We start from the raw sequence: 11,918 nt of genomic DNA on the forward strand, positions 1-11,918 counted from the left end.
GAAAGTGCCATGTCGGCGCGGGCGTCGTGGTAATGTCTGGTTATAAACATATTGGCCATTGAAATAACGATAAAAATCAATGGTATAGAAAACAGTATGAATTCTTCTAATATTACCTTTATAAAATTGAGCTGCCTTCATGCTGTTGTGGCGGCACAATGCCTGTACTGAATAAATCAGCTTTCGTACAGCCTTGCACGCCGATCGGCGCAATTGCAGCGGCTATTGACTATTACTGGCAGAGATGACATATGGCATTGACACATAACCTGGGTTTCCCGCGAATCGGCGTGAAACGGGAATTGAAAAAAGCGCTGGAGGCCTATTGGGCTGGCCAGTCGAATGAAGAAGAGCTGGTAGAAACCGGCAAGCAATTGCGCGAGCGTCACTGGGCCATCCAGCATGCCGCCGGCAATGCGTTTGTGACCGTTGGCGATTTTGCCTGGTACGACCACATTCTTGAATGGTCCACCACGCTGGGTGTGGTGCCGTCGCGGTTCAATCATCCGCGTAACGCTCCGGTTGATCTGGATACGCTTTTCAGAATGGCTCGCGGCCGTGCCCCTAGCGGCGATCCTGCTGCGGCTTGTGAGATGACCAAATGGTTCGATACCAATTATCACTACATTGTTCCAGAACTGGCTGCGGACCAGGCGTTCTACCTGGCGCGTACGTGCCTGTTTGATCAGGTTAGCCAGGCGCAGGCTTGTGGCTATCAGGTCAAGCCCGTTATTCCCGGGATCCTGACTTATTTGTGGCTGAGCAAAGGAGAGTCTTTTGCCAACGCAGAAGACGAGCGCAAACTGGCGTTGATTCCGCAACTGCTTGCGGCTTACAAAGACGTGCTTGCCCGTTTTGCGCAACTGGGCGTGCAGTGGGTACAGGTTGACGAATCTGCGCTGGTGCTCGATTTGCCAGCCGCATGGCAGGATGCCTACAGAGAGGTTTATGCGCAGTTGGCTCAAGCGCCGGTCAACATTCTGCTGGCGACTTATTTTGGCGATGTCGCGGACAATACGGAACTGGTATCTTCGCTTCCCGTTGCCGGTGTTCATTTCGACCTCGTTCGTGCTCCGAAGCAACTGGAAAAGGTTCTGCCGTCCTGGCCTGCAGACCGTGTGCTGTCGGCGGGCATCATCAGTGGTCGCGAGATCTGGCGTACTGACCTGGATCATGCGGCAGCCGTACTTGGGCCGGTAGCAGAGCAATTGGGCGAGGGGCTGTGGCTGGCGCCGGCTTCGTCGCTGTTGCATGTACCAGTAGACTTGAGCGAAGAGATTCAGCTGGATGATGAAATCAAAAGCTGGCTGTCTTTTGCCGTGCAAAAACTGGAAGAGCTCAATCTGCTGGCAGCCGTATTGAATGGCGCAGTCACCGATGAACAAAGCGCCGCCCTTGTTCGCCAGCGTGCCGCGCTGGCCGATCGCAAAGTATCACGTCGCATTCACAATCCGGCTGTCACCGAACGCGTCAATGGCGCGTCTTCAGTTTCCCGCGACCGCACGCCATTTGCCGAGCGTATTAGCAAACAGCGTGCCGCGCTGGGTCTGCCGGACTTTCCCACAACGACTATTGGTTCTTTCCCGCAAACGCCGGAAATTCGCAAGCTGCGCCGTGATTGGAAGGCCGGTGCAATCACCGATACGAATTATGAAGAAGCCATTCGCCAGGAAATTCGCGACGTGGTCAAGTTCCAGGAAGAGGCAGGTCTTGATGTGCTGGTTCATGGCGAGCCCGAGCGCAACGACATGGTGGAATACTTTGGCGAGCTGCTGGCCGGTTTTGCATTCACGCAGAACGGCTGGGTGCAAAGTTACGGTTCGCGCTGCGTCAAACCACCCATTATCTACGGCGATGTGGCGCGCTTGATTCCCATGACGGTTGAATGGACGGCCTTTGCCCAATCGCTGACCGACAAACCCATGAAAGGGATGCTGACCGGGCCGGTTACAGTCTTGCAATGGTCCTTCGTACGTGACGATCAGTCGCGCCAGGCAACGTGCCTGCAATTGGCGCTGGCGCTGCGTGACGAAGTGGTGGATTTGGAAAAAGCCGGTATTCGCGTCATCCAGATCGACGAGCCTGCATTCCGTGAGGGCCTGCCGCTGCGCAAGGCGGACTGGCAAGCCTATCTTGACTGGGCAGTCGACTGTTTCAAACTCAGCACATCTGGCGTGCAGGATACAACCCAGATCCACACGCATATGTGTTATTCGGAGTTCAACGACATTATCGAATCTATTGCGGCAATGGATGCCGATGTGATTACCATTGAAACCTCCCGCTCGAATATGGAGTTGCTCGAAGCGTTTGAACGCTTCAACTATCCGAACGATATCGGTCCCGGCGTTTACGATATCCATTCGCCCAACGTACCGGATCGCGAGTGGATGATCCAGCTGATGAACAAGGCGGCCAGTCGTCTGAATCGCAAGCAGCTTTGGGTCAATCCCGATTGCGGCCTGAAAACCCGGCAGTGGCCGGAAACACGCAGCGCACTGATCGAAATGGTCAACGCGGCACAGACACTGCGCTCGGCGGCTTAACCGCATACGACGCCCAGGTTGGGTGCGTTCTGTTTACCAACCTTTCTCACGGGGAATTGGCCTTTGCCACCCCGTGATTTTTTTGCCTGGTCGGCGCCAATTGCCAAAAGCACGGTTCCCTGCGTGCGTGTCGGGTGATTTTGCTTTGCAGCAAAATTTCGTAAAACCGGCCTTTTTGCGGGCGAGCCCGCAAGGGAGTACGCTATACTTTATCGGTTTACTGACCAATTACTCCTCTATCGTTCCAACATGTCTCTGGGTTCTTCGGCGCGAAAGCCAATCCACACCCGCAGTATCACCATGGATGCCTATCTCCGGGAGGATTCACTCTGGGAGCTTGAAGCGCACCTGGTGGACGTAAAAGCCTATGACTTTCCGACCCGGACCGGTGTAACTCACCGAGCCGGCGACCCGGTGCACGATATGACGATCGTTCTGCTGGTTACACCCGAGGGACTCATTTCCGATGTTCGGGCCAAATATCAGGCAGCGCCTTACGATGCGGCTTGCATGGCGATTGAAGAAGGCTATCGCGGTCTGATCGGGCTGCATTTGCTGCGCCAGTTCCGGGCGGCGGTGCGCGAACGCTTTGGTCGTGTCGATGGCTGTACGCATATGTCGGAACTGGTTGTATTGCTGCCAACGGTTTTTGTGCAGAGTTTATCCGCGCAGCGCCGACAGCAGGCGGAGAGGACAGGTAAGAAGCCGTTTCAGCTTGAGGGTTGTCACGCGCTGGCCCTGACCTCCCCCGTTGTGCGCGAGCATTATCCGGAATGGTATGTCAATGCCGATGCAGGCGGTAAACGCAGGATCAGGCAGTCATGATCGTTGTACAGGCTTCAACTAGTCGCATTTCGTGTGCTCGCGCAACGCCGGGCATTTGTTTTTTTTATCCTACGCTAATAGGTAATACATGAAGATCCATGAGTATCAAGGCAAAGAGCTGCTGAAAAAATTCGGCGTGACGGTGCCTCGCGGCATCCCCGCGTTTTCTGTAGACGAGGCGGTTGCAGCCGCAGAAAAACTCGGCGGCCCGGTTTGGGTTGTCAAGGCGCAGATTCATGCTGGAGGCCGTGGCAAGGGCGGCGGCGTCAAGCTGGCAAAATCCATTGATGAAGTGCGCCAGCTGGCTTCTGAAATTCTGGGTATGCAGCTGATTACCCATCAGACAGGAGCAGCAGGTCAGAAAGTCAACCGCTTGCTGATCGAAGAAGGCGCGGATATCAAGAAGGAATATTACGTTGGCATCGTGACCGATCGCGATAGCCAGCGCGTGTGCGTCATGGCTTCCAGCGAAGGCGGTATGGACGTCGAGGAAGTGGCGGAAAAAACACCGGAAAAAATCCTGAAAGTATTTGTCGATCCAGCCAAGGGCTTTACCGATGATGAAGCCAAGGAACTGGCGCGTGGAATTGGCGTACCGGATACATCAGTCGAGAAAGCGGCCGTTGAGTTTCAGAAACTGTACAAGGCTTACTGGGATACCGACTCCTCTTTGGCTGAAATCAACCCGCTGATCCTGACCGGTTCTGGTGATATCGTTGCGCTTGATGCCAAATTCAACTTTGACTCCAATGCATTGTTCCGTCATCCGGATATCGTCGAGTATCGCGATCTGGACGAAGAGGACCCGGCAGAAATCGAAGCCAGCAAGTTTGACCTGGCCTACATTCAGCTCGATGGCAACATCGGCTGCCTCGTAAACGGCGCGGGTCTTGCCATGGCGACCATGGACACCATCAAACTGTTTGGCGGCGAGCCGGCCAACTTCCTGGACGTCGGCGGTGGCGCGACGGCAGAGAAGGTGACTGAAGCGTTCAAGATCATGCTCAAGAACAAGGAAGTCAAGGCGATTCTTGTGAATATTTTTGGCGGCATCATGCGCTGCGATGTGATCGCCGAAGGCGTCATTGCTGCGTGCAAAGCCGTTAACCTCTCAGTCCCGCTGGTTGTACGCATGAAGGGCACCAATGAAGAGACGGGCAAAAAAATGCTCGCCGAGTCCGGACTGCCAATCATCAGCGCCGATACCATGGCTGAAGCCGCGACCAAAGTCGTAGCCGCCGTTAAGTAAGCAAGGAATCATTCATGTCAATTCTGATCAATAAAGACTCTAAAGTCATCACTCAGGGCATCACCGGTAAAACCGGCCAGTTCCACACACGTATGTGCCGCGATTACGCCAATGGTAAAGAGGCCTTCGTGGCTGGCGTCAATCCAAAGCGCGCCGGCGAGGACTTCGAAGGCGTGCCTATTTACGCTTCGGTCAAGGACGCGAAGGCGCAAACCGGCGCCAATGTCTCTGTGATTTACGTTCCACCTGCAGGCGCTGCCGACGCGATCTGGGAAGCCGTAGAGGCGGATCTGGACCTGGTCATCTGCATTACCGAAGGTATTCCGGTTCGCGATATGCTGGCGGTTCGCAATCGCATGCGTGAAGAAAACAAAAAGACAATGCTGCTGGGCCCGAACTGCCCTGGCCTGATTACGCCCGATGAATTGAAAATCGGCATCATGCCCGCGCATATCTGCAAAAAAGGTCGCATTGGCGTTGTCAGTCGCTCGGGTACTCTCACATATGAAGCCGTTGCTCAACTGACCGAACTGGGTCTGGGACAGTCAAGTGCTGTCGGTATTGGCGGCGATCCGATCAACGGCCTGAAGCACATTGATATTCTCAAAATGTTCAATGACGATCCGGAAACCGATGCGGTTGTCATGATCGGCGAGATTGGCGGACCTGACGAAGTCAATGCTGCCGAGTGGGCCAAAGACAACATGAAAAAACCGGTTGTCGGCTTTATCGCCGGGGTGACTGCCCCTCCCGGAAAGCGCATGGGCCATGCGGGTGCACTGATCTCAGGCGGTGCCGATACGGCAGATGCCAAACTGGAAATCATGGAAGCCTGCGGTATCCGTACCACGCGTAATCCTTCAGAAATGGGCAAATTGCTCAAGTCTGTACTGTAAGCTGCCGTTGCTCATGATCGTCCCATACCGGACGATCAATACTGAAACGCCCCTGAATATCACAACTGTCTTGTTGTTCTTCAGGGGCGATTTCTTTTCCGGTGTGGCACCAAGTCAGGGTGGTGTAAGCAAAGATTCATAGAATGATGGCACGAATAAAAGTATGCCTGCTTGTCCAATCCAGCAGGTGATAACACAGACAGCATTTTTTCATTTTAAAGTCTCTTTGGAAGGTTCACTATGGATGTAGGTTCTTCGGCGTTCTGGCTCGCCCTGTTGGAAATCGTATGGGTAAATATTCTGCTGTCGGGTGATAATGCCGTGGTCATTGCGCTCGCAGCCCGCACGTTACCCGAAAACCAGCAGAAAAAAGCAATTGTGATCGGCTCCGGTGCTGCCATTGTGATGCGTATTATTCTGACGCTGGTCGCGGCCAAGCTGCTGATGTTGCCTTACCTGAAAATAGTCGGTGCTGTGCTATTGGTCTATATCGGAGTGTCACTGGTCAATTCCGGTGATGACGATGGCGGGCAAGAGAAGACTCACGCTACGCTAATGAGCGCGATTCGCACCATTCTGGTTGCCGACCTGGTAATGAGCCTGGATAACGTGGTGGCGGTTGCTGCTGCAGCGCATGGGGACACAACGCTGCTGATAATCGGCCTGGCGCTTAGTATCCCGCTTGTGATTTTTGGCAGTACCTTGCTGCTTTCCGTTATTGAAAAGTTTCCGGTCATTGTCTGGCTGGGTGCGGCTTTGCTCGGTTATATTGCGGGTGAAATGTTCGTGGGTGATCCGGTTATCGAGCCGAGCACCCAGAATTGGGCATCGCTGGCACATATGACGCATCACCAATTCGGTATCACCGTGGGTATTGCCGGCGCCGTTCTCGTTATTATATTAGGCAAGTTTTTTGTGAGTCGCTCAAAAAACTGACTTGGAACTGAATACTCTGTTTTATAATTGCTCGCAGTCTGGAGCAGGAAAGGGCGCGTAAGTGCCCTTTTTTTATGCCGCTCGCCAGAGGTGCCGTACCGTAACAGGTCGGCCGGTCGCAGCGGTTGTTTCCATTTTTCCTGCGCCTCCAGGGCGCAGGGCGAGGACGCGGGTGCTGGCATATCAGGGGTAACCGGCAGTCACCAGACCACTTGCTAATCATACAAATCTAACAGAGGTGATCTTTCATTATGCTTGAGTTTTTTCAGACGCTGAGCTGGACCGCGATATTCCAGATTATTCTCATCGACATACTTTTGGGTGGCGACAATGCTGTCATCATCGCCTTGGCTTGCCGCAATCTGGAAAAAGCGCAGCGAATGAAGGGCATTCTTTGGGGGACTTTCGGCGCCATTATCATGCGAGTGATCCTGATCGCTTTCGCACTGAAGCTGCTGGAAATTCCTTATCTGAAAATTGTCGGCGGCGTATTGCTGGTGTGGATTGGTATCAAGCTGTTGATTCCGGAAGGGGATGAGCATGGCAATGTCAATGGCGGGACCTCCGTCTGGACTGCGGTCAAGACCATTCTTATTGCCGACTTTGTCATGAGTTTAGACAATGTGATTGCCATTGCTGCAGCCGCGCAAAAATCCGCGCCCGGGCACGAAGTGGCGTACGTTGCCTTCGGCCTGATTGTGAGTGTGCCCATTATTATCTGGGGTAGCACGCTCGTTCTGAAGCTGATCGACAAGTATCCTCTGGTCGTTACCTTGGGCGCAGCATTGTTGGGCTGGCTGGCTGGTGGCATGCTGGTTTCCGACGTATTTACCGAGAGAACATTCTTCAATGGCGAAGCAGCGCCGCAAACTGTTAAGATTGCAGTTGAAGTCATTGGCATCATCGTGGTTGTCGGTTTGGGTAAATGGCTGGCTTCCCGCAAGGGCAAGGCGCAGGTCACTGAAACGAGCTGAACCCCAGCTTACAAAATCCGATACCACCCGGCAGGCCGTCCGGACCCCGGTGTATCGGAAGGCGGCCCCGCCAGGCTTCGTGCCCCGGCGGGGCTTGTTGTTTTGCATGTTCGCAGACACCGACTAGTTTTAGTATCTTTGCGAACACTGGGGCTTGTTGCCCTGCAAATCCGCGGTGACCGGGTCTTGTTGTTTTGCATGTGGGCAGACACCGCGTCTGTCACTCGTATGAAGGTTGAACTATGGAAGAAAAACCCAAACGCAGCATTTTGCAAGGGCTGTTTATCCTGGCTGTAATCGGTATCGTCATAACGGTAGCCATTAATTATTTGCGCTGATTTGCCGGCCATGTCCGGCCGACTGATATTGTGGGTTGACGGTCAGCGCGGGAGCTGCTTATCGACGCCTTGGGGGCCAGCCTAAGTTGGGGGCCAGCCTAAGTATAGTGTCCCGCACTGGCTCTGGAGCCTGACGCGCGCTTATCTAATGTCGTGTTGGACCCGGCTGGTAATCATCTGTTTGTAAGACCGGTCACGGCCCGAATGCATGAATGGGTTCGATTCTGAACCCAGGTATCACAGGATTGGGTGCCGCTAGCATAGGGAAAACCCCCAGCACCATAGGAACTAGCGCCAGCAAGTACAGGTTCAAGATCCTGCCAGTACCGGATTGAACACCCGGTAACACAGGGTTAAACGCCTGGCAGCAGCCTTATACCCGATTTTATCTTTAACCTGATTTCCTTTTTTCACTCTATTTTTGCAGGAACCTCGCGTGACCGAACTTAAAAAACTCACCATTGCAACCCGCGCCAGCCGTCTGGCCTTGTGGCAGGCGCGCCATGTTCGCGCGCTGCTGCAGACTCATTATCCAGACCTGCAGGTCGAGCTACTGGAGTTGACAACAAAAGGCGACCAGATTCTGGATCGCACATTGTCAAAGATTGGCGGCAAGGGCTTATTCATCAAGGAATTGGAATCCGCACTGGTAGACGGCAGAGCAGACCTGGCCGTGCACTCACTCAAAGACGTGCCGGTTGATCTGCAATCGCCGTTTTCACTGGCTGCCATCCTGGAGCGGGCAGATCCTACTGACGCCTTTGTCTCGCGAACCTATCATCAATTGAGCGACCTTCCTGACGGCGCCGTTGTTGGCACATCCAGTTTGCGTCGCGAATCGCAGATCCGGGCAGCCTATCCGCATTTGGTTGTCAAACCCTTGCGCGGTAATCTGGATACCCGCCTGTCAAAACTGGATAAAGGCGACTACGATGCGATTGTGCTGGCGTCTGCTGGGCTGGAACGCCTCGGCTTGGGGGAGCGTATTGCATCGCGGCTGGATGTCTCCGAAAGCCTGCCGGCCGCCGGCCAGGGGGCACTGGGTATTGAAATTCTCGAGTCGCGCACTGAGTTGCTGGACATTCTGGCAACCCTTGCCAATCCGGCAACGACCGCCTGTGTGACGGCCGAAAGGGCGGTATCACGGGCGCTGGGCGGCTCTTGCCAGGTGCCTATTGCCGCCTACGCGACGCTCACCGATAATGCGGTGACATTGCATGGGTTGGTAGCAACGCCGGATGGCAAGCGTGTTTTGCGCAGTACCCGGACGGCAGGCGCCGAAGCCGCAGAAAAATTGGGCACAGACGTCGCACAAGCGCTCAAGGAGCAAGGGGCCGATGCGATCCTGGCTGCCTTGAATGAGGCATCGCAGAGCGACGCCGACAAGATGTGAGTGCTGGCTGTGGAGCATCCGCGCGCAACGGTCATCCTGACGCGACCGCAAGGGAAAAACCAGGCTTTGCAATTGTGTTTGCAACAGGCGGGGCTGGACGTAATCATTCTGCCGGCCCTGATACTGCAGCCAGAGCCTGTTGCTGACCCGGTTCCCGATCCCGCTGCATTCGATCTGATTTTTTTCGTCAGCGGCTTTGCGGTAGATTGTTTTTTTGATCTGCTGCGCGAACGCGACATGTCCTGGCCGAAATATCGCTACGCCGGCTGTGTCGGTCCCGGCACGCGGCAGGCCTTGGAGCGCCGGGGCGTTGCGCCTGAGCAAATCCTGTCTCCGGCGGGGCACCTACCATACGACTCCAGCGGTTTTCTGGCCAGCCTTCAAACCAGCGGCATGCTGACCGTCTTCAAATCCGTGTTGCTTGTCTGTGGCACGACTGGCAATCCGTGGCTCGCTCAACAGTTACGGGATTTGTCCGTTACCGTGACCCGCTTTGCCCTGTATGCCCGGCATGCCACCCAATGGGATGAGCGGCAACGGCAGCAGATGCGCAGTTTGTTGGCTGATCCATCACAAAAAAAATATGTGGTATTGACCAGCCCGCAAGGCATCGATGCCTTCGTCGGTAATCTGGCTACAGCGAAAATCCACCCGGATTCGATAGCTGCCTCTACCACTTTTATCGTCACGCATGTCGGCCAGCTCGCTCACCTCAAACATATCTGGCAGCACAAGCTGTCTTTGTCGAACGCCGATGCACTGCGTGTTCAACAGGCACTGCCACGGGATGATGCAATTTTCCATGCCGTTACAATCTCGGATTAAAAGCCTGCGGTAATCCACTACAATGTATAAAACTTTCACGAACGTATCGCCAAGCGGTGTATTGGTTTTCTGGATAGTAAGGAATTGAAAAAACATGGAAAAAAAACAGGACGACGCGCGAAATACGGAAACTGAAAAAAAACCGGACGCCGCAGTTCGAGGCAAACCTCCCATGGATGTCGCGCCGGATACGGTGTCGGACGTCGAATTGACAAGCGAAAAAGCGACAGGGCGTGAAACTGAAGCTCACAAGGCGGCTGCAGACAAGCCTGCTGGTGGTTCTCCAGGCGGCCCCGTTCCGCCCACGCAGGCTGGCAAAGGCGAGAGCAGCGCAGGCAAAGACGGTGGCAGCGCAGGCAAAGGTACCAAAGGGCCATTGATCGGAGCCGTGGTTGTGGTTGCGGCCATCGCTGCTGGCGGCTATTACTACGCTCAGCATAACCGGGCCGAGCCGGACAGCAGCAGCTCATCCATTAGCGAACCGGTCACATCTGGCGCCTCGGACCAGTCTGCTGCCGATACGTCGCAAACGGGTCCGTCAACGGGGACCGATTCGGCAACGGCGCCATCTGACAGTGCCTCCGACACAACCCCTACCGATACGAACTCGAATCAGGCCGACACTTCGGCGACAACAAGTGATGAAACCGCAGCGGGCAATAGCGAATCGACCGATAGCGCGACCGATGAAAACGCATCACCCGGCGATACCGGCACTCCGGCTCAGGACGAGGCCAGTGGCAGCACCACAAGTACGCCTTTGGGGCCCACCGCCACCAACAGCGAGCCAGCATCAGAGGCTGCGCAATCTGAAGACGACAGCACAGGGCAGGCGGCAGATGCGGACAACGGTACGCAAACCGGAACGCCGCCGGACAATACTGGCGATGCCGCCAGCGACCAGGACACTGCGAGCCAGAGCCCGGATGCCGCCGAAACCCAGCCAGCTACAGCAACAAACAGTGAATCAGGCGCTACGGCAGCGCCAGCTTCAGGTAGCTTTACCGGCTCATTGCCGGCAGATATTCGCGACCAGCTGGATCGCCAGTCGGCACAAATCATAGCGCTGCGCGACCAGCTCGAATCCTCACAGAAACAGCTTGAGCAATTGCAGACCAGTCGCTTGCAGGCCTCGCGCAATGAGACAAACCTGTTTGTGCTAAATGATGTCAGCCGTCTGGTTACGATGGCGCAGAATGAACTGGCCATTGCCGGCAATCTGGATAACGCTGTCGCGTCGCTGGAAACGGCGATAAAAGCGATCGACCAGGCTGATGCGCCTGTGCTGGCCGGCCTGCGTGCTGCGCTTTCTGCCGATATCGTGACGCTTAAGTCAGCGCCTGCGGCGAGTGTCGATACACATTTTAAGCAGGTAACGCAGCTGTCCGCGAAATTGGACGCGCTGCCCCTGATTTCGCCCGATCAAGCCGGCGCCAAGCCGATGGCAGGGCAGGCGGGCAGCGCCCCGGGCATCGCAGATAGCACAGAGGGCGCCGCGCCTGACGCGGCTGCCGGCCCTTGGTATGAACGGGCCTGGAACGAGGTGAAAACCTGGCCGGGTTCGGCCTGGCAGGGCTTGCGTTCGGATCTGGGCGGTATCGTGCGAGTGGAAAAGCTGGCCGATCCCAACCAGGTACTGCTTACCGTGGACCAGGCTGCCCAGTTGCGTGCGAATCTGAAGCAGCACTTGCATTTTGCCCAGCAGGCATTGCTCAACGGCCAGCAAGGCATTTGGACATCTTCGCTGGAAACCGTAGTCCAGGGTATCAGACAGAGTTTCAATCAGGATTCCGTTCAGACGCAACAGGTGCTGGCCCAGCTTCAGCAGTTGCTCAAAGCCGGTGTCAGACCTGAGTTGCCACCCATTACGCAAAGCGTGAAGGCAGTGCAGGAAACCCGCAAGCAGCTTAAATCCATGAATCCCGGACAGGAGTAA

9 protein-coding genes are annotated in these 11,918 nt (G+C 55.2%); all 9 read left to right on the plus strand.

Going from position 1 to position 11,918, the window contains the following annotated elements:
* The first annotated feature begins 251 nt into the window (after nucleotides 1-251).
* Complete coding sequence (metE, locus tag CAP48_RS10490; protein ID WP_100696227.1) at nucleotides 252-2,546, plus strand: 5-methyltetrahydropteroyltriglutamate--homocysteine S-methyltransferase; 2,295 nt, start codon at nucleotides 252-254, stop codon at nucleotides 2,544-2,546.
* A gap of 249 nt (nucleotides 2,547-2,795) precedes the next feature.
* Nucleotides 2,796-3,371 carry a DUF2889 domain-containing protein gene (locus CAP48_RS10495; RefSeq protein WP_100696229.1) on the plus strand — a complete coding sequence of 192 codons (576 nt, stop codon included), beginning with the start codon at nucleotides 2,796-2,798 and terminating at the stop codon, nucleotides 3,369-3,371.
* A gap of 88 nt (nucleotides 3,372-3,459) precedes the next feature.
* Nucleotides 3,460-4,620, plus strand: coding sequence for an ADP-forming succinate--CoA ligase subunit beta (gene sucC / locus CAP48_RS10500; protein ID WP_100696231.1), 1,161 nt, complete (start codon nucleotides 3,460-3,462; stop codon nucleotides 4,618-4,620).
* 14 nt (nucleotides 4,621-4,634) lie between these two features.
* Nucleotides 4,635-5,516: a succinate--CoA ligase subunit alpha gene (gene sucD, locus CAP48_RS10505; RefSeq protein WP_100696233.1), complete on the plus strand. Its 882-nt coding sequence runs from the start codon at nucleotides 4,635-4,637 to the stop codon at nucleotides 5,514-5,516.
* 240 nt (nucleotides 5,517-5,756) lie between these two features.
* A complete protein-coding gene (locus CAP48_RS10510; protein ID WP_100696235.1) occupies nucleotides 5,757-6,452 on the plus strand; it encodes a TerC family protein in 696 nt (231 codons plus the stop codon).
* A 251-nt stretch (nucleotides 6,453-6,703) separates the two neighbouring features.
* On the plus strand, nucleotides 6,704-7,426 hold the full coding sequence (locus CAP48_RS10515) for a TerC family protein (protein WP_100696237.1): 723 nt from the start codon (nucleotides 6,704-6,706) through the stop codon (nucleotides 7,424-7,426).
* Between the two features lie 774 nt (nucleotides 7,427-8,200).
* Nucleotides 8,201-9,157, plus strand: a complete 957-nt coding sequence (hemC, locus tag CAP48_RS10520) for a hydroxymethylbilane synthase (protein WP_100696239.1) — start codon at nucleotides 8,201-8,203, stop codon at nucleotides 9,155-9,157.
* Between the two features lie 9 nt (nucleotides 9,158-9,166).
* Nucleotides 9,167-9,982 carry a uroporphyrinogen-III synthase gene (locus tag CAP48_RS10525; RefSeq protein ID WP_161495234.1) on the plus strand — a complete coding sequence of 272 codons (816 nt, stop codon included), beginning with the start codon at nucleotides 9,167-9,169 and terminating at the stop codon, nucleotides 9,980-9,982.
* A gap of 94 nt (nucleotides 9,983-10,076) precedes the next feature.
* On the plus strand, nucleotides 10,077-11,918 hold the full coding sequence (locus CAP48_RS10530) for a uroporphyrinogen-III C-methyltransferase (protein ID WP_100696243.1): 1,842 nt from the start codon (nucleotides 10,077-10,079) through the stop codon (nucleotides 11,916-11,918).

The sequence above is a fragment of the Advenella sp. S44 genome, assembly GCF_002810445.1.
In the GTDB taxonomy this organism is placed as follows: Bacteria; Pseudomonadota; Gammaproteobacteria; order Burkholderiales; family Burkholderiaceae_B; genus Advenella.